17 protein-coding genes are annotated in these 17,219 nt (G+C 63.8%); 12 read left to right on the top strand and 5 right to left on the bottom strand.

Annotated features, from left to right (window positions below; translation table 11 throughout):
* The first annotated feature begins 177 nt into the window (after positions 1-177).
* Genes pstC through phoU form a run of 4 tightly spaced genes read left to right on the top strand, consistent with a single transcriptional unit; the run spans position 178 to position 3,404 of the window.
* Positions 178-1,125 carry a phosphate ABC transporter permease subunit PstC gene (gene pstC, locus LAN37_10385; GenBank protein ID MBZ5647617.1) on the top strand — a complete coding sequence of 316 codons (948 nt, stop codon included), beginning with the start codon at positions 178-180 and terminating at the stop codon, positions 1,123-1,125.
* Positions 1,115-1,975: a phosphate ABC transporter permease PstA gene (gene pstA, locus LAN37_10390; protein ID MBZ5647618.1), complete on the top strand. Its 861-nt coding sequence runs from the start codon at positions 1,115-1,117 to the stop codon at positions 1,973-1,975. The genes pstC and pstA overlap by 11 nt, the downstream gene beginning before the upstream one ends.
* Positions 1,975-2,733 carry a phosphate ABC transporter ATP-binding protein PstB gene (pstB, locus tag LAN37_10395; GenBank protein MBZ5647619.1) on the top strand — a complete coding sequence of 253 codons (759 nt, stop codon included), beginning with the start codon at positions 1,975-1,977 and terminating at the stop codon, positions 2,731-2,733. Before pstA ends, pstB begins: the two co-directional genes overlap by 1 nt.
* On the top strand, positions 2,733-3,404 hold the full coding sequence (gene phoU, locus LAN37_10400; protein MBZ5647620.1) for a phosphate signaling complex protein PhoU: 672 nt from the start codon (positions 2,733-2,735) through the stop codon (positions 3,402-3,404). The genes pstB and phoU overlap by 1 nt, the downstream gene beginning before the upstream one ends.
* Before the next feature lie 334 nt (positions 3,405-3,738).
* On the opposite strand, the gene LAN37_10405 is transcribed toward phoU, so the two are convergent.
* From LAN37_10405 to LAN37_10425, 5 genes are all read right to left on the bottom strand, one after another.
* A complete protein-coding gene (locus LAN37_10405) occupies positions 3,739-5,382 on the bottom strand; it encodes a transporter (protein MBZ5647621.1) in 1,644 nt (547 codons plus the stop codon).
* Between the two features lie 170 nt (positions 5,383-5,552).
* A complete protein-coding gene (locus LAN37_10410; protein MBZ5647622.1) occupies positions 5,553-5,996 on the bottom strand; it encodes a hypothetical protein in 444 nt (147 codons plus the stop codon).
* Positions 5,997-6,057: 61 nt separating this feature from the next.
* Positions 6,058-6,987, bottom strand: a complete 930-nt coding sequence (locus LAN37_10415) for a carbohydrate ABC transporter permease (protein ID MBZ5647623.1) — start codon at positions 6,985-6,987, stop codon at positions 6,058-6,060.
* A 1-nt stretch (position 6,988) separates the two neighbouring features.
* Positions 6,989-7,849: a sugar ABC transporter permease gene (locus LAN37_10420; GenBank protein ID MBZ5647624.1), complete on the bottom strand. Its 861-nt coding sequence runs from the start codon at positions 7,847-7,849 to the stop codon at positions 6,989-6,991.
* A gap of 158 nt (positions 7,850-8,007) precedes the next feature.
* Positions 8,008-9,336, bottom strand: coding sequence for an ABC transporter substrate-binding protein (locus LAN37_10425; GenBank protein MBZ5647625.1), 1,329 nt, complete (start codon positions 9,334-9,336; stop codon positions 8,008-8,010).
* A gap of 230 nt (positions 9,337-9,566) precedes the next feature.
* On the opposite strand from LAN37_10425, the gene LAN37_10430 reads away from it, so the two are divergent.
* The 8 genes from LAN37_10430 to LAN37_10465 all read left to right on the top strand — a co-directional run bounded on the left by LAN37_10430 (position 9,567) and on the right by LAN37_10465 (position 17,023).
* Complete coding sequence (locus LAN37_10430; protein ID MBZ5647626.1) at positions 9,567-10,295, top strand: (Fe-S)-binding protein; 729 nt, start codon at positions 9,567-9,569, stop codon at positions 10,293-10,295.
* Complete coding sequence (locus LAN37_10435) at positions 10,292-11,704, top strand: iron-sulfur cluster-binding protein (protein ID MBZ5647627.1); 1,413 nt, start codon at positions 10,292-10,294, stop codon at positions 11,702-11,704. Before LAN37_10430 ends, LAN37_10435 begins: the two co-directional genes overlap by 4 nt.
* A complete protein-coding gene (locus tag LAN37_10440; GenBank protein MBZ5647628.1) occupies positions 11,691-12,341 on the top strand; it encodes an LUD domain-containing protein in 651 nt (216 codons plus the stop codon). The genes LAN37_10435 and LAN37_10440 overlap by 14 nt, the downstream gene beginning before the upstream one ends.
* Positions 12,342-12,458: 117 nt before the next feature.
* The gene (locus LAN37_10445; protein ID MBZ5647629.1) at positions 12,459-13,664 is read left to right on the top strand and encodes an amino acid ABC transporter substrate-binding protein; all 1,206 of its coding nucleotides are present in this window, start codon (positions 12,459-12,461) and stop codon (positions 13,662-13,664) included.
* A 74-nt stretch (positions 13,665-13,738) separates the two neighbouring features.
* Positions 13,739-14,599 (top strand): branched-chain amino acid ABC transporter permease, encoded by an 861-nt coding sequence (locus LAN37_10450; GenBank protein ID MBZ5647630.1) that lies wholly within the window; start codon positions 13,739-13,741, stop codon positions 14,597-14,599.
* On the top strand, positions 14,596-15,561 hold the full coding sequence (locus LAN37_10455; GenBank protein ID MBZ5647631.1) for a branched-chain amino acid ABC transporter permease: 966 nt from the start codon (positions 14,596-14,598) through the stop codon (positions 15,559-15,561). The genes LAN37_10450 and LAN37_10455 overlap by 4 nt, the downstream gene beginning before the upstream one ends.
* A complete protein-coding gene (locus LAN37_10460; GenBank protein ID MBZ5647632.1) occupies positions 15,558-16,310 on the top strand; it encodes an ABC transporter ATP-binding protein in 753 nt (250 codons plus the stop codon). Before LAN37_10455 ends, LAN37_10460 begins: the two co-directional genes overlap by 4 nt.
* Before the next feature lie 5 nt (positions 16,311-16,315).
* Complete coding sequence (locus tag LAN37_10465; GenBank protein ID MBZ5647633.1) at positions 16,316-17,023, top strand: ABC transporter ATP-binding protein; 708 nt, start codon at positions 16,316-16,318, stop codon at positions 17,021-17,023.
* Positions 17,024-17,219 lie beyond the last annotated feature (196 nt).

The following is a 17,219-nucleotide window of genomic DNA, read 5'->3' on the forward strand; positions in this document are numbered from 1 at the left end:
GAAGGTTTCGGGTTTCGAGGTTTTACGTCTTGCGCCTTCTTCGGGTCACGCGTTAACAGTCCTGTAACACGTGTCTGATAGCGTTACGCCGTGAGCTCCCACCCGATGAAACTAGGGCCGATCCCAGCCCCGCGAGCCACTCCCCACGGCGCCGACCTGCAGGTTGAAAAGCGGCGCATGCCGCTGCTTCCGAGCAGGAGCAGCCGCATTGCCGACGAAGGATTCCGATTGCTGGTGCTGGCCTGCGGGCTGTCGCTGCTGGTCATCGTCGGGCTGACGGTCTACGAACTCATGCAGAATTCGCAGCTCTCGATCCATCAATTCGGGTGGCGGTTCTTCACCGGGACGAATTGGGACCCGGTGGCGGGAGAATTCGGCGCGCTGCCTTTCATCTACGGCACGGTGGTGTCGTCCCTGGTGGCGCTGGTCATCGCGGTGCCGCTTTCGCTGGGAGTCGCAGTGTTCGAGACGGAGATGTGCCCGAAGCCGTTGCGGGGGCCAATCTCGTTCCTGACCGAACTGCTGGCGGCGATCCCCAGCGTGGTGTACGGGCTTTGGGCCATCTTCGTGCTGGCGCCGATCCTGCGGACGCAGGTGGAGCCGTTCCTGGCGAAATACTTCGGGTGGACCGGATTGTTCGGCGGTCCGGCATTCGGCGTGGGGATGCTGGCGGCGGGCGTGATCCTGGCGGTCATGATCGTGCCCATCATCACCTCGATCACGCGCGAGGTGCTGGTGGCGGTGCCGCAGCACCAGCGCGAAGCGGCGCTGGCGTTGGGCGCAACCCGTTGGGAGATGATCCGAACGGCCGTGCTGCGCAATGCTCGCGCGGGGATCGTGGGCGCGGTCATCCTGGGTCTCGGCCGTGCGTTGGGGGAGACCATGGCGGTCACCATGGTGATCGGCAACCGGCCGGAGATCGCGAAATCGCTGTTCGCGCCCGGGTACACGATGGCGAGCGTCATCGCCAACGAGTTCAGTGAGGCCACGGGCGACCTTTACTTGAGCGCGCTGGTACACCTGGCGCTGGGGCTGTTCCTGGTCACGATCGTGGTCAACGCGCTGGCGCGGCTGTTGGTATGGACAGTGACGCGCGGAACACCGGCGAGGGCCCATGCGCAGTAGATCCCTGCGGTACTGGTGGCGGGAGTTCGTCGACCGCGCGGCGACGGTGACTGCGATGCTGGCCGTCATTGCCGTGCTCACGCCGTTGCTGGCCATCTTCGGCTACCTTGTTATCAAGGGCATCGGGTCGCTGAACTGGGCTTTTCTGACCCAGACGCCGAAGCCGGTCGGAGAAGCGGGCGGCGGGATGGGCAATGCCATCGTCGGTTCGGGGATCATCCTGGGCATCGCGTCGTTGATCGGCGTCCCGCTGGGGATCGGTTCGGGCATCTATCTCTCGGAGTACGGCCGCCACCGCTTCGGCAATGTATTGCGCTTCACGGCCGACGTTCTGAACGGCGTGCCGTCGATCGTGATCGGGATAGTGGTCTACGGCCTGGTGGTGATCAAGCAGAAGCACTTCTCGGCATTCGCCGGCGGCATCGCGCTGGGGATCATGATGATCCCGACCATCAGCCGGGCGACCGAGGAGGTGATGCTGATGGTGCCGAACTCGATCCGCGAAGCCGCGCTGGGGCTGGGCATCTCGCGCTGGCGCTCGACGCTTTCGATCACGCTGCGGACGGCCACGTCGGGAGTCATCACCGGCGTGATGCTGGCGTTCGCGCGCGTGGCGGGGGAGACCGCGCCGCTGCTGTTCACCGCGTTCGGAAATCAGTTCTGGAGCCTGAAGCCGAACCAACCAACCGCCGCGTTGCCGCTGCAGATCTTCGTGTACGCGATCTCGCCGTTCGACGAGTGGCACCGCCAAGCGTGGGCGGGCGCACTGGTGCTGATCGCGCTGATCGTGGCCAGCGTGGCCATGGTGCGTCTCATCGCCAGCCGCGGCGTTCTGCGGGGAGCTGCCTGATGGGCGTGGGAATCGAAGTCGCCGGCTTGAACGCGTGGTTCGGCGCCACCCAGGCGCTCTACGACATCACGATGAGCGTTGCCGCCAACCATGCGACGGCGATCATCGGGCCGTCGGGTTGCGGCAAGTCCACCTTCATCCGCTGCCTGAACCGGATGCACGAGACGGTGCCAACGGCGCGCGTCGAGGGGCGGGTCATGGTCGGAGAGCGCAGCATCTACAACGGGACGTCGGCGGTGGAGGTGCGGCGGCGCATCGGCATGGTCTTCCAGAAGCCGAACCCGTTCCCCACGATGTCGATCTACGACAACGTGGCCGCCGGGCTGAAGCTGAACGGATTCAGGAACCGGCGGCAGCTCGACGAAATCGTGGAGCGGTCGCTGCATCAAGCGGCGCTGTGGGATGAGGTGAAGGACGCGTTGAAGAAGCAGTCCGGGGCGAGCCTTTCGGGCGGACAGCAGCAGCGGCTGTGCATCGCGCGCGCGCTGGCGGTGGAGCCGGAGGTGATGCTGATGGACGAGCCGGCGTCGGCGCTCGATCCCATCTCCACCAGCAAGATCGAAGAACTTATCTTCCAGCTCAAAGAGCAATACACTATCGTCATCGTCACGCATAACATGCAGCAGGCAGCGCGCGTGGCCGAGTTCACCGGCTTCTTCCTGATGGGGCGACTGATCGAATTCGACACCACGGAGAAGATCTTCACCACCCCGTCCGACAAACGGACGGAGGATTACATCACAGGACGGTTCGGCTGATGCGCACGCGCTTCCACCTGGGACTGGACGAGCTGAAGGAGAAGCTGCTGCGCATGGGCGGCATGGCGGAGAGCGCGGTGGAGCGCGCTGTCCTGGCGTATGCGCGGCGCGATCCGCAGCTCGCGAACAGCGTGCTGAGCGGCGAAGCGGCCATCAACACCACCGAGCGGGAGATCGACGAGCTGGCGCTCGACCTGCTGGCTATGCAGCAGCCCATGGCGGTGGACCTGCGCTTCATCACCGCGGTGATGAAGATCAACGCCGACCTGGAGCGCGTGGGCGACCAGGCGGTGAACATCGCGGAGCGCGCGATCGACGCCGCCGGCCTGCCCAACGTGGACTTGCCCGTGGACATCCCGCGCATGGCGGCGACCGCGACCGGCATGGTGCGCGACGCGCTGCAATCGTTCATCGAGGCCAAGGCGGACACCGCGGAGGCGCTGCTCAAGCAGGACGACATCGTAGACGACATGAATCGCGAGGTCGCGAAGGCGATGCTGGACTTGACGGAAAACGATCCGAAGAGCACGCGTCAGGCGATGAACGCGCTGCTGATCGCGCGGAACCTGGAGCGCGTGGCCGATCACGCCACCAACATCGCCGAGGACGTCATCTTCTGGGTGCGCGGGGCGGACGTGAGACATTTGGGGCCGGCGAATGCGCCGCGGTGACTTTTGCGAGATCCGATCTACGGCATCGTAAGTTCGACATTCGCGAGATCCTTGGGCCCTGAAGGGCCTCAGGATGACAGAGGTGGGGTTGCGGGTAGGGGTCCCTTCGGCTTCGCTCAGGGCAGGCTCTTCGACTCGGCGCGCAGGCCGCGCCTCGCTCAGGATGACACTCGTATAGATTTTGGGCAGGCTCGAAATCGCCAGCGCGAACGCGGCGCAGTGCCTCCCAAGCCTCAGCGGCTAAAGCCGCTCGCGATTGGAATCTCCGAACCCCGGCCTGAAGGCCGGGACTACCTCAGGCGCGAACGCGGCGCTGAAGTGCCGCACTACCCTCTCAGCGCACCCAGTTGAGCAGTAACTGGGCGAGGATGATCTTGGCGATGATGGCGACGGGGTAGACGCTGGCGTAGCCGGTGTTGGGGGCTTCGTTGCGCGCCATGTTAGTGGCGAAGGCCAGGCACGCCGGCTGGGTCTGGATGCCGGCGACCATCCCCATCAAGGTGTCGAAACGCACCTTGAGCAGCTTGTGGCCGACGATCAGCGTGACCAGGGTGACGAAGAAGGTGATCCCGGCGCCGGCAACCAGCATCTGGAGGCCGTTGGTGCGCATGGTCTGCACGAAGGCGTAGCCAGCTTTGGTGCCGACGCCAGCCAGGAACAGCAGCAGGCCGATCTGGCGCAGGGTGAGGTTGGCGCTGACGGGGATGGCCCAGGAGATGCGGCCGGAGCGTTCCAGCCGTCCCAGGACGAGGGCCACCAGCAGCGGTCCGCCGGCGAGCCCGAGGCGCACCGCGTTGCCGCCCGGCATGGGGATGGGGATCATGCCCACGATCACGCCCAGCACCATGCCGATGGCGACGGAGCCAAAATCGGTCTCGGCGGTGCCGCGGATAGAATCGCCGAAGAATTTGGAGATGCCGGGGAAATTCTCGCGGCGGGTGAGCACGCGGACGCGGTCGCCGAATTCCAGGCGCATCTCCGGGGTGGGGACGACGTCCATGTCGCCGCGGCGCAGGCGGGTGATGGTGGCGTGCACGCGGTTGGCGAGATCGAGATCGCGGATGCGCTTGCCCACCACCGCGGCGCTGGAGACAAAGACGCGGCGGAAATCCAGCTCCGAACGGTCGGCCTCGATATGGGTCTCGGTGGGCTCGCCGAAGATGTGGCGGGCGCGCTGCAGCGCCTCCTCGTGTCCCACCACGGCGACGATGTCGCCCTCGTTGAGCACGGTGTCGGAGGTCACGAGCCCGGTGCGGCCGTCGTGACGGATGCGGCTGATCACAAAACCCAGCTCTGCGTGCACGCGCAGGATCTCTTCCACCCTCTGCCCGAGCACGCCCGGATTGCGCACCACGAAGTCGCGGACGCGGATCTCGGGGGCCTCGTCGCCGGGCCCAAACTCAACGCGCCAGATGCGGCGCCAGAGATTGAAGGCCACCAGCACCAGGATCACGCCCAGGGGATAAGCGATGGAGTAGGCGACCACGGGCTCGTCGCCCAGCACACGGACTTCCTCCTGGGGCAGGTTCTGGGCGCGCGCCTGCTCGCGGACGCGCTCGCGGGCCGCGGCCAGCGCCGGAGTGTTGGTCAGCGCTCCGCAGAACAGTCCGGCGGCGCGCGGCCCGCCGAGGTGGAGCGGGTAGGCGAGCGCGACCGTCAGCACCGCGCCCAGAACGACCATGCCCAGGGCCAGCAGCGTGTCGCGGTAGCCCTGCTTGCGAAAGGAGTTGAAGAAGCCGGGGCCGGCCTGGATGCCGATGGTGTAGACGAAGATGATCAGGCCGAGGGTCGACACCACCTCCGGCAACGCGATGTTGGGGTGAAAAGCGCCGACGGCGAGTCCCATGAACAGCACTCCGGCGACGCCGAAGCGGAAGCCGAAGAAACTGATCTCGCCAAAGAGGTAGCCCAGCCCGATGACGACAAAGAGAGTGAGGATGGGATATTCGACGAGGGTGCTGACCAGCCAGCCGGGCATGCGCGTGCCTTCTCCGCTCATCCTAGACCTCAGCGCAGGGGCGGGCATAGCCGCACGTCACTTATCGCTGTGATGCAGGGGCTTCGGCGCGGATGGAGGCATCCAGCAACTCGACCATGTGCAGCACCGGCAGCTTCTGTCCGGCGCGCACGAGGCCGCGGTTGCCATCCTCAGTAGGCTTTATTGATCACGATATCGATCTTGCTCGAGCCTACTTGGACGGGGTTACCCGAATAAGTACCGCCGAGCGTACCGGGACGCGGCGGACCCACCATACCGGCAGGATCGATGCGGGCAGTCACATACATCTTGCCCTCGAACGATGAACCTACGAGCGTGATGTCTTCGGCTGTGAGCTTGTAGTTGTAGGGAAGACTCACATCGGCTTCCCGCTTGACCACTAGCGCAGGCTGACTTGGATCGGACGAAGTCGAGGCGAAGATCAAAAGCAGTGGCGCCTTGCCCACTCTGTCCTTTAAGGCTGGGTCCAGGGTGATCGTTCCGGAGATCGCGGCCCCACTGATCGGAGTCGATGGTGCGTCTGGCGCCGATGATTTCTGTTCCTGCTTGTTGTCCCGCGAGCAGGCGTTAACTCCGGCCAGGATTGCCGCCATGGCCAACCACATCAAGAAGCTCCCAAAGGGACTGGTTCGTGCTGCCACCTGGATCCTCCCATCAACCTTTGACCGCGCCGGTCATTCCCGCCACATAGTGCTCGACGAAGAACGAATAGATCAAGGCCACGGGGACTGAGCCCAACAAGGCGCCTGACATCAGCTCTCCCCAGTAAAAGACATCGCCCTTGATCAATTCGCTGACGACTCCCACCGGCACCGTCTTATTGGTGGCATCGTAGATGAATATCAGCGCGTAGAGAAACTCATTCGCCGATAGGGTGAAGGCAAACATACCCGCCGACAACAGCCCCGGTAATGCCAGGGGAAGAACGATCTGGACCATCGCCTGGATCCGGGATGCCCCATCGACCATAGCCTGTTCCTCCAGCTCCTTCGGGATGGTCCGGAAATAACCCGTCAGAAGCCACGTGCAGAAGGGAACAAGGAAAGTCGGATAGGCCACGATCAGCGCCCAAGGCGAGTTCAGCAGGTCCTTGTGGATGAGGGGCAGATTGCCGATGACGTCGGAGAGCGGGATGAAGAGAAGCGTGGGCGGCACCAGATAGGTGACAAAGATAAGGACCCCGAAGGTGTCCGCGCCGCGGAATCTGAGCCGCGCCAAGGCATACGCCGAGGTGATCCCCGCGAAGAGCGAGATGGCCGTAGAAACGATCGCGACGAAGAGCGTATTCCCCAGCCAGCGGACGAAGAGCGTATCCCGGAGCAGCGTCCGCCAATGATAGAAGCAGCTGTCCATGAGCGCCGCTTCATTGAAATGGCGCGAACGTACCTGGTCGCCGATGGTCGCGACACATGTGACCGGGACGTACGGGTTGACCTCGCGGTTGTAAGTTTCGCGCGTCGATTTGATCGAGGTGACAAACATCCAGTAGAAGGGGAACAGTGCGAAAACGAGGAAAAAGAAAAGCGGGAGGTGATAGACGAACAGCCGCTTGACGAATCCCTCGCCGATCGCAATGCGCGCCATCTTAGGCCTGCTGCCTCCGGAGGTAAACGAGCTGGAAAACGATCATCAGAGCCAGTACCGGAAACATGAACAGCGAAACTGCCGCCCCCAGACCCAAACGCGACCCGATCATCGCCACCTGGTAGGCGTAAGTGGCGAACAGGTGGGTGCTGTTCGCAGGTCCCCCGCGGGTAAGGACATAGACGATCTGAAAGTCGGAAAAGGTCACGATGATGGAAAAGACGAGCACGACAACCGTGATGGGCATGATCCCCGGGAACGTGACGTTCCAGAAACGCTGCCAGCTACCGGCGCCATCGACCGCTGCGGCCTCGTAAAGCTCCGGGTTGATCGTTTGCAGGCCGGCGAGAAAGAAAATGGCGAAGAAGGGCGTGCCGCGCCAAATGTTCACGAAGGTGACGGAGGCCAAGGCCAGGGTCGGATCGGCAAGCCAGAGGGGTCCCCTCGTGAATCCCCACCCCATCCAAATGTAAAAATGACGGAGGGTCCAGTTGATGACGCTGAAGTCGGGATCGAAGATCCAGAGAAAGGCGATCGTGCTCAGCACGGTGGGGACGATCCAGGGCAGGAGCACGGCGGCACGCACGAACCGCTGAAACCGCACCATCCGGTTCAGCAAGATGGCAAGCCACATGCCAAGGATCCACTTGATCACGGTTGCGATCCCCGTGTACACGAAGCTGTTCCGGGTGGTCGTCCAAAAAACCCTGTCCTTCGTCACCAGATCCACATAGTTTCTCAGGCCGACAAAATTCACCTGCGCCCAAGGCATTCCGATCTGCTTGTTGGTAAGGCTCATCCAGACGCCCCAGACGAATGGATACGCGACGAAGAAGAAGATGATGAAAGCGGCCGGCATCATCAGCAGATAGCCAAGGACGTTAGGCCGCTCTAGAAGCGACAGAGCGGCCTCGCTCCTGCTCCTGGTGGCCCCGGGCCGGGGTTTGGCCGAGACCACCGAGGGCTGATCAGGTTGCGATTCTGGTTTCACGCCGACCTAGGTATGGGATTCCAGCCGTGTCACGCACCGTAGATGGATTTGAGCTGCCCCTCGCACCACTTTAACGACTCCTCCGGAGTCATCTTGTTGGTCGCCACATTCGCCAGCATGTCAATGAGCACGTAATTCTGCACCACCCGGGCCGCATTGGCGTCGGCGCTGCCTTTCCAGCCCACGTGCCGTGCCTCCAGCAAGTGGTCCCGGTATGGCTTGAGCGCCGGGAACATGTCCCACATGGCGTCTTTCATGTAATCCTTCAGCGCCGCGGCCTGATAAGCCTGCCCACGACGCAGATATTTCGCGAACTGATCCTTTTCCAGCAACCAGCGGATGAACTCCTTCGCGGTTTCGGCGTTCTTGGAGTACTTGGGGATCGCGAGCTGCTGGCTGTAATGGTAGTGAAACAGGCCCGCTGGACCCGCAGGGTTGGCCACATGCAGGATGTCGTTCACCAGCGGCGCCCCTTTTTCGTCGAGGACCACCTGATTGGAAGCCGTCAGGTAGATGCTGGGCGCATTGTTGGTTGCGGTGATGGCGCCAGAAAGGAAGGAGCGGTTGTTGCTGGAGTCGTCCCAGCCCGCGCCCGCCGGATCCATGGCATCGTCCCATAACGCCTTAAAGAACTTGAGCGCCTCGAGAGCCTGCTTGCTGGCGATGACCACGCGACCCTTCTCGTCCCGTTCGGCGACACCGTAGCTCCATAGATACGGGTAGGTGAAGTCGACTGCATCGCCGAAGGTGTGGCCGACGGTCTGGCCGATCGGATGCCCGTTGGCCTTCCACTTTTTCCCTTCGCGCCGGAGCTCTTCCCAGGTCTTGGGCCAACTCGTGGTGCCCGCGGCCTTCATGTACGAAGCGCGCACGACGTAAATATTCGGAACGAGCGTGTGCGGGACCGCGTTAAACCTTCCGTTGAGCATCGCATGCGACTTGCAGTAGTCGATGTACCCGCCATACTTAGACTCGAGCGCGGTACAGATGTCGGTGACGTCCTCCAGGGAGTCCGCATACTGGTTCTGCCAGTTGTGGAAGAACTGAATGATATCCGGCCCTTGTTTGCTCTCGATGGCGGCGGCAGCGCGGGCAGGAATGTCATTGGCGTTGATCTGTTCGATCTTGACCTTGACCTTGTTCTGTTTGCCCCACTCCTCCCCTTGGCGAAGGATCTCGGCGTCGGCGGGCGGGGAGAAATTCTTCCAGAGCAGAAAGTGGAGCGACCTCTCCTGCGCGTAAACCGGCGCCTGCCCCAAGATCCCGGTCCCGGCCGCAGCCACGCCGGCCGTCATGCCGGCGATCTTTACAAATTCGCGCCGCGTGATTCCTCGATTGTTGGATCGTTTCTTTGCCATCGGAGTCCTCCTGGCGAGATCAGTGGGCCCTGGAACGTCTTAATGTACGCTTTATGTGCGCTGACACCCGCACCCTGGAACAGAAATTGGGGCAGACTCTATATAAAGCAGGATGGGAATGTCAACGGCTCCTCGTCTTGCCCTGTTTTGGAAAAGGTCGCGCGGCGAGGTTCCGCTCCCGCTCCCCGGCGACTTGTGCGCACTCCGAATCGGGGCTATAACCACACGTCATGGCTTCGCGGGTGGCGCTGTTCATCCCCTGCTTCGTGGACCAGTTGAGCCCGCAGGTGGGCCTGGACGCGGCGCGCGTGCTGCGCCGCCTGGGCTATGAAGTCGAGTTCCCCTCCGAGCAGACCTGCTGCGGCCAGCCCGCCTTCAATGTCGGCTACTGGGACGAAGCCCGCCCAGTCGCGGAGCGGTTCGTGCGCATCTTTGGATCGGCGGAGACGGTGGTTTGCCCGTCGGGTTCCTGCACGACCATGGTGCGCACCTTCTACCCCGAGTTGCTGGCCGGCAGCGCCCTGCGAGACCAGGCGGAGCAATTGGGCAAGCGGGTATTCGAGTTCTCCGAATTCCTGGTGCGGATCGCGAAGGTGGTGGACGTGGGCGCCGAGTTTGCGCACAAAGTCACCTTCCACGACGCCTGCCACGCCTTGCGCGAGCTGCATCTGAAGCAGGAGCCGCGGGAGCTGCTGCGGCACGTCCGCGGGCTGGAGCTGGTGGAGATGCAGCACAGCGAGGAGTGCTGCGGCTTCGGCGGCGCGTTCTCCCTGCAGTTCGACATGATCTCCGCCGGGATGGGCGAGTCCAAGGTGCAGAACATCGAGGCCAGTGGCGCCGAGGTGGTCACCGCAGTGGATCCCAGTTGCCTGATGCACATCGAAGGCATGCTGCGGCGCGGCAACGCGCGCGCGCGCACCCTCCACCTGGCCAGCATCCTGGCGCAGGGGGCGAAATGAGCGCCGCCGCACGGGAATTCCTGCGCCGCGCGGCGGAGAAGTCCGCCGATCTGACCCACCGCAAGATCATCCGCTTCAACATGGACCAGTACGACGCCGCCGTTGCGCAAGGGCACTCGCGCTTCACCGACTGGGACGCCGCCCGCGAACAATGCCAGCGGATCAAGTGGGAGGCGATCAACCACCTGGACCGCTACCTGATCGAGTTCGAGCAACGGGTGAAGGAGCGCGGCGGACAGGTCTTCTGGGCGGAGAACTCCGAAGAGGCGAGGAAGTATGTGGTCGACCTGGCCGTCAGCCGCGGCGTGAAGAAAGTGGTGAAGTCAAAGTCCATGGTCACGGAGGAGGTCCACCTCAGCCCGGCGCTGGAGAAGGCGGGCATCGAGGTCTTCGAAACGGACCTCGGTGAGTACATCGTGCAGTTACGCAACGAGCCGCCGTACCACATCGTCACCCCCGCCATGCACCTGAACCGCGGGCAGATCCGCGACCTGTTCAAGGAAAAGCTGGGCGACGTGGACAGCGACGACCCGCAACAACTGGTCGCGGCGGCGCGGCGCTCGCTGCGCCGGGCCTTCTTCTCCGCCGAGATGGGCATCTCGGGGGCGAACTTCCTGGTCGCCGACGCGGGGCTGATCGCCATCACCACCAACGAGGGCAACGGACGCCTGTGCACCAGCATCCCGCGCATCCACGTCGCCATGACCGGCATCGAGAAGATCATTCCGCGGCTACAGGACCTGGCGACGCTGTGGCCGGTGCTGGCGACGGCGGGCACGGGCCAACCCATCACCTGCTACAACACGCTGATCGGCGGGCCGCGCCGCCCGGGCGAAGCCGACGGCCCGGAAGAGTTCCACGTGGTGCTGGTGGACAACGGGCGCAGCGAATTGCTCGCCGACCCGGAACAGCGCGAGGTGCTGCACTGCATCCGCTGTGGCGCCTGCCTCAACGCCTGCCCGGTCTTCCGCAGCGTCGGCGGACACACTTACGGGACCATCTATCCCGGACCGATCGGCAGCGTGCTGACCCCCCACCTGCGCGGACTGGAAGAGTTCCAGCACCTTTCCTACGCGTCGTCGTTGTGCGGCGGATGCACCGAAGTCTGCCCCGTGCGGATCGATCTCCACCATCACCTGCTGCACAACCGCCGCAATGCCATCCGCGCCGGCACCCATCCCGGGCGCGAGCGTCTCGCCTTCAAGTTCTGGCGCTGGACGATGATGGACGCAAGCAGGTTCCGCGTGCTGGGCGGCCTGGCCCGGACCGCCTTGCGCATCATTCATGGCCTGGGGCTGAGCGGCTCCGTGCTCGATCCGCTGCGCCCCTGGACCAAGCGCCGCGCGCCCATGCCCATCCCGCCGGCGTCGTTTCGCTCGCTGTGGAGGAAAAGCAATGGCGTCGGCTGACAATCCAAGCCGCGAACGCATTCTCACGCGCGTGCGCAGCGCGGTGGGAACGCCCGCGCCTCCGCCCCGTTCATCCCCGCGGAGGCCGTTCTTCGCGCCGGTGACCGATCCGCTGGAGCGATTCGAGCGGGAGTGCGAAGCCAATAAAACGGAGCTGATCCTGGCGACCGATGAGGTCGCCAGCGCCGCCGCGGTCGAGAGCATCCTCGATTCGTTGCCTGCGGGCGAGGCCTTTGTGCAGGACACGCCCGCGCTGCGCAGCCTGACCAAGTCGTTTATGATCCCGCGCCAACTGCGCTGGTCGAGCGAAGGAGCGCCGCGGGAGTCCTCCGAGGCGACCATCACGAATGCGGAGCTGCTGGTGGCGCTCACCGGCTCCATCCTGGTTTCCGCCTCCTGCGGCGGACGCGGCGCATCGATCGTCGCGCCCTGCCACATCGTCGTCGCCCGGCTGGAGCAGCTCGTGCCCGACCTGGAGACGGCGCTGGCCCATGTGCGCGAGCGCGGCATCGATTCCCGGAACTCGTTCGTCGGCCTGATCACAGGCTCCAGCCGTACCGCCGACATCGAGAAGATCCTGGTGCTGGGCGCGCACGGGCCGCGGCGCCTGGTCGTCGTATTGCAGACCGGCGCATAAGGCGGGTCAGAGAGGCGCCGGCCCCGGCATTTTTAGTCGCATTTTGTGATTTACGTCACTTGTTCCCGTGACCCTCTGGAACTACAATTCGCCCGACTTTTTACGCGGAGATTCCCCATGAAACGATTGACTCTCATCGCCTTTGTCCTTCTTGCCTTCCTCGTCACCTCCGGTTTCGCCCAGCAGACCATCACGATCGGATTCACGGTCTCCAAGACCGGCGCCCTCAACGTCGATTCGCTGGAGCAATCCCGCGGATTCGAGCTGTGGCGCGACCAGGTGAACGCCGCCGGCGGTATCAAGGCGGGCGGGAAAAGCTACAAGGTCCAGTTCGTCAGTTACGACGACGAATCCAACTCCAAGCGCGTGCAGCAGCTGTACACGCGCATGATCCTGGAAGACAAGGCTGACTTCCTGTTCAGCCCATATTCCTCGGGTCTGACCACGAACGCCTCGATCGTGACCGAGCAGAACGGCAAGGTCATGCTCACCACCGGCGCCGCGGACGAAAAGACTTACAAGCTGGGCAACAAATTCCTGTTCCAGATGTTCGCCCCGGGCGGCGAGTACCTCAAGGGCGCACTGGACGCATTGAAAGTCAAGGATCCCAAGGCAACGGTCGCGTTCGTTTATGAGGACGCCGCTTTCTCGGTTGCGGTGGTGAACCCGGCGAAGGCGTACGCGCAGCAGATCGGGCTGAATGTGGTCTTCAGTGAAGCCTACGCTCCCGCCACCACCGACTTCAGCGCCATCCTGGACAAGGTGATCTCATCCCAAGCCACCGTGCTGATGGGCGGGGGGCACTATGCCGACGGGTCGACGCTGGCGCGGCAACTGTATGCCCGCAAGGCAAACCTGAAGATGATCACGTTGCTGGTGGCGCCGGACAGCCCGCAGTGGGTGGAATTGGGCGATGCCGGCATCGGCGTGACTGTGCCTTCGCAGTGGGAATCCCAAGTCGTGACGAAACCGCAGTTCGGTCCGACGGTGGCGCAGTTCGTGAAGGATTACGAGGCCAAGTACAAGGCCGAGGCCAGCTACGAATCGGCCGGCGGATACGCGGCGGGCCTGGTGCTGCAACACGCCATCGAACAGGCGGGCAGCATCGATTCCGGCAAGGTCGCCGGCGTGCTGAACTCGACCGACGTGACGACCTTCTACGGCCGGACGAAATTCTCCGCCGCCGCCGCCGACCACGGTTTACAGCTCGGGCACACCATGGCCCTGGCACAGTGGCAGAAGGACAAGTCGGGCAAGCCGGTCAAGCAGGTGGTGTGGCCGGCGGCCAGCAAGAGCTCCGACCTCAAGTACCCGATCCACTGATCGGGCGGCATGCGATCGGCTGAGTGGGCCACAGCCGCTCAGCCTTAACATCCCGAGAACGCAAAGGGCGAACTATGTCCGGCATTCTGGCCTCCATGATTGATGGCCTGCTCGTGGGTTCGGTGTACGGCCTGGCGGCTATGGGCCTGAGCCTGATCTGGGGCGTGATGGATGTCATCAATCTCACGCATGGCGCCATGATCGCGCTGGGCATGTTCGGCATGTACATGCTGTTCACGGCGATCACGACCAACGCTTACTTCCTGCTCCTGCCCGTGCTCGCGGGCGGATTCCTCGTGGGCATCGTGGTGTACTGGATCGCGGTCCACTGGGTGATCGGCCGCGCCGGGCTCATGAGCCTGCTCTCCACCTTCGCCGTGAACATGATGGTGATCGGCATCGGCACCGCGATCTGGAGCACCAGCCCGTACAACGTGAACTTCAGCCTGCCGGGGATCGCGATCGGCGCGTATACCTTCACCGGCAACCACATCGCGGCGGCGATCTCGGCGGTGGTGATCGCGCTGGCGCTGGAGCTGTTCCTGTACCGTACGCGGCCGGGCAAAGCCATCCGCGCCGTCGCCGATAACCGCGAAGCCGCGGAATTGATGGGCATCTCCTCCACTGCCGTGCTGACGATCGCGTTTGGGATCGGAATCGCACTGGCGATGGTATCGGGTGCGTTGGTCTCGACGCTGTTTCCCTTCACCATACTTTCCGGCGGCGCGTACGAGCTGAAAAGCTTCGTGGTCACCGTCCTGGCTGGACTGGGAAAGCCGTTCGGCGCGCTGGTCGCCGGCATCCTGCTGGGGCTGCTGGAGGGGGCGGTGACGCCCTTCATCGCCGTCAGCTGGATCCCGCTGATCGAGTTCGGCTTGTTTGTGGCCGTCCTGATCGTCTTCCCACGCGGGATCTTTGGAAGGGCAACAGCGTGATATTCCGGCGTCCCTTGTTCTGGTTGATCCTGATCACGGCAGCCGCCTTTGTGTACCTTCCCCTGCGCAACAACAACCTCTCCCTGCGCGAAGACCTCATCCTGGTCGCGGTGGCCATCATCCTGGCCAGCAACCTGAACTTGATGATCGGCTACACCGGATACGTGAACTTCGGGAACATCGTCTTCTACGGGCTGGGAGGCTACGTGGGGCTGTACCTGGCGACAGTGCGGAGCTGGAACCTGGTGGTGGCCGCGCTGGTCGCGGGGCTGGCCGTCAGTGCGTTCGCGCTGCTGCTGGGGTTCGCCATCCTGCGCTTGCGCGGCGCCTACTTCGCGCTCGCCACCATCGGGGTGCTGGTCGCCGTGCAGGCGTTCGTCTCCAACTTCGATCCCTGGGGAAGGTCCACCGGCCTGTACGTCTCGTTCGAGTCCTACGCACCACTGGGCGGGGCGGTGCGTGCGCTCTGGCTCACGTATTTTCTGATGATCGCCATCATGGCCCTGTCGATGATCCTGAGCCTGGGCATCAAGATCTCGAAATTTGGGCTTGGCCTGTTCGCCATCCGCGAGGACGAGGATGCCGCCGTGGTGCTGGGCGTCAACGCGACCGTGTACAAGGCGATCATCTTCAGCGTCTCCGCCTTCCTGCCCGCGGTGGCCGGAGCGCTTATGTTCTTCAAGAACGGCATGATCGATCCCTCGATCGCGTTTGAGTTCATGCTCTCGCTCGAGGGCATCGTGATGCTGATGCTCGGCGGCCAGGGGACCGTGGTCGGAGCGGCCCTGGGCGCGAGCCTCTACGAGCGGCTCCGCTCCTACCTGCTGACCTCTCCCAAGCTGTCGAACTTCCACCTGGTGATCGCCGGCGGAATGCTGCTGGTGGTGGTGCTGTTCGCGCCCGGCGGCCTGATCGGCTGGCTCTATCGCCTGGTGCCGCGCTCGAAAGAGGTGATCGAATGAGCGCCCTGCTGGAAGTGCGCGGCGTCAGCAAGCGGTTCGGCGGCCTGCTTGCCGTCTCGGACGTGAGCTTTAGCCTCGGCGAGGGCGAGATCCTGGGCCTGATCGGTCCCAACGGCGCCGGCAAGACAACCCTGTTCAACGTCGTGAACGGCGTGTACAAGGCCGACCAAGGAAGCATCACCTTCGCGGGCGAAGACATCACCGGCCGCTCGCCCGACCAGGTGGTCCACCGCGGGCTGGCGCGCACCCACCAGGTCGTCAAACCCTTGAACGACATGAGCGTGCTGGACAACGTGACCGTGGGCGCCTGCTTCGGGCGCGAGTACCTGCATCTGCGTCCGGCACGCGACGCCGCCATGGACGTGCTGAAACTAGTGGGGATGGCGGACCGCGCCCATTCGCCCGCGCGCTCGCTCAATATCGCCAGCAAGAAGCGGTTGGAGGTCGCGCGGGCGCTCGCCGCCCGCCCCAAGCTGCTCCTGCTCGACGAGGTGCTGGCCGGCCTCAATCCCACGGAGATCGCGCAGATGATCGACTTGGTGCGCAGCATCCGCGACCGCGGCGTTTCGGTATTCATGATCGAGCATCTGATGCAGGCGATCATGAACCTTTCCGATCGCATCGTGGTGCTGAACCTGGGCCGCAAGTTGGCCGAAGGCAAGCCCGAGGAAGTGGTGAACAACGCCGATGTGGTGGAGGCCTACCTCGGCTTCCCCGACATTGTCGACAAGTTGCGGGAAATCCAATGAGCGACATGGCCCTGGTGCTGGAGAATGTCGAATCGGGCTACGGCGAAGTGCAGGTGATCTGGGGCATCTCGCTGCAGGCGCCCCCGGGCAAGCTGACCACCATCATCGGCGCCAATGGCGCCGGCAAGACCACGACCCTGCGCACCATCATGGGCACTATGCGCCCGTGGAAGGGCCGTGTCCGCCTGCACGGGGAGGACGTGACCCGGCTCTCCCCGCATGCCAAGGCCAATCGCGGCTTGGTCCTGGTGCCCGAAGGCCGCCAGTTGTTCCCCGAGATGTCGGTGGAGGAGAACCTGGAGATGGGCGCCTACTCGCATCGCGCCCGCAAGCAGCAGAAGGACAACCTGGCTCGTGTCTACGAACTCTTCCCCCGCCTGAAGGAACGGCGCAAGCAGAAATCTTCGACGCTGTCCGGCGGCGAGCAGCAGATGCTCGCCCTGGGCCGCGGGCTGATGCAGGAGCCCGCCGTCCTGATGATCGACGAACTGTCGCTCGGCCTGGCGCCGGTGCTGGCGCAGCAGCTCTTCCTCACACTCGGAAGTCTCCGCAAGCAGGGCCTGACCATCGTCCTGGTCGAACAGAACGTGCACCTGGCGCTGGCCATCAGCGATTACACGTACGTGTTCGCCGAAGGGCGGGTGACCATCCAGGGGGAATCCGACCAGGTCGCCCGCATGGACGAAGTGCGCAAGGCGTACCTGGGACTCTAGCAGCTTGCGGAAAAACTCGGTTCGAAACGTTGGAGCAAACGGGACTTGCCGTCCTCCTGGTGACGAAACCGCTTGGATTCCCATCGGCTGACTCCTTGCGCAGCGGCGCACCTGATGCCGTCGGCATCCCACCTCCGCCGCCCAAAGGCAAATCCTAATGAGATATGCTCTTGGGGGGGACATTCCTGAAAGATGA

Source organism: Terriglobia bacterium (assembly GCA_020073495.1).
Taxonomy (GTDB): domain Bacteria; phylum Acidobacteriota; class Terriglobia; order Terriglobales; family Acidobacteriaceae; genus JAIQFD01.

Coding starts and splice junctions, on each gene's coding strand:
- LAN37_10430 (MBZ5647626.1), top strand. CDS start 9,567: ATGGCTTCGCGGGTGGCGCTGTTCATCCCCTGCTTCGTGGACCAGTTG.
- LAN37_10445 (MBZ5647629.1), top strand. CDS start 12,459: ATGAAACGATTGACTCTCATCGCCTTTGTCCTTCTTGCCTTCCTCGTC.
- pstB (MBZ5647619.1), top strand. CDS start 1,975: ATGGGCGTGGGAATCGAAGTCGCCGGCTTGAACGCGTGGTTCGGCGCC.
- LAN37_10420 (MBZ5647624.1), bottom strand. CDS start 7,849: ATGATGCCGGCCGCTTTCATCATCTTCTTCTTCGTCGCGTATCCATTC.
- LAN37_10450 (MBZ5647630.1), top strand. CDS start 13,739: ATGTCCGGCATTCTGGCCTCCATGATTGATGGCCTGCTCGTGGGTTCG.
- pstA (MBZ5647618.1), top strand. CDS start 1,115: ATGCGCAGTAGATCCCTGCGGTACTGGTGGCGGGAGTTCGTCGACCGC.
- LAN37_10460 (MBZ5647632.1), top strand. CDS start 15,558: ATGAGCGCCCTGCTGGAAGTGCGCGGCGTCAGCAAGCGGTTCGGCGGC.
- phoU (MBZ5647620.1), top strand. CDS start 2,733: ATGCGCACGCGCTTCCACCTGGGACTGGACGAGCTGAAGGAGAAGCTG.
- LAN37_10465 (MBZ5647633.1), top strand. CDS start 16,316: ATGGCCCTGGTGCTGGAGAATGTCGAATCGGGCTACGGCGAAGTGCAG.
- LAN37_10425 (MBZ5647625.1), bottom strand. CDS start 9,336: ATGGCAAAGAAACGATCCAACAATCGAGGAATCACGCGGCGCGAATTT.
- pstC (MBZ5647617.1), top strand. CDS start 178: ATGCCGCTGCTTCCGAGCAGGAGCAGCCGCATTGCCGACGAAGGATTC.
- LAN37_10435 (MBZ5647627.1), top strand. CDS start 10,292: ATGAGCGCCGCCGCACGGGAATTCCTGCGCCGCGCGGCGGAGAAGTCC.
- LAN37_10415 (MBZ5647623.1), bottom strand. CDS start 6,987: ATGGCGCGCATTGCGATCGGCGAGGGATTCGTCAAGCGGCTGTTCGTC.
- LAN37_10440 (MBZ5647628.1), top strand. CDS start 11,691: ATGGCGTCGGCTGACAATCCAAGCCGCGAACGCATTCTCACGCGCGTG.
- LAN37_10410 (MBZ5647622.1), bottom strand. CDS start 5,996: ATGGCGGCAATCCTGGCCGGAGTTAACGCCTGCTCGCGGGACAACAAG.
- LAN37_10405 (MBZ5647621.1), bottom strand. CDS start 5,382: ATGCCCGGCTGGCTGGTCAGCACCCTCGTCGAATATCCCATCCTCACT.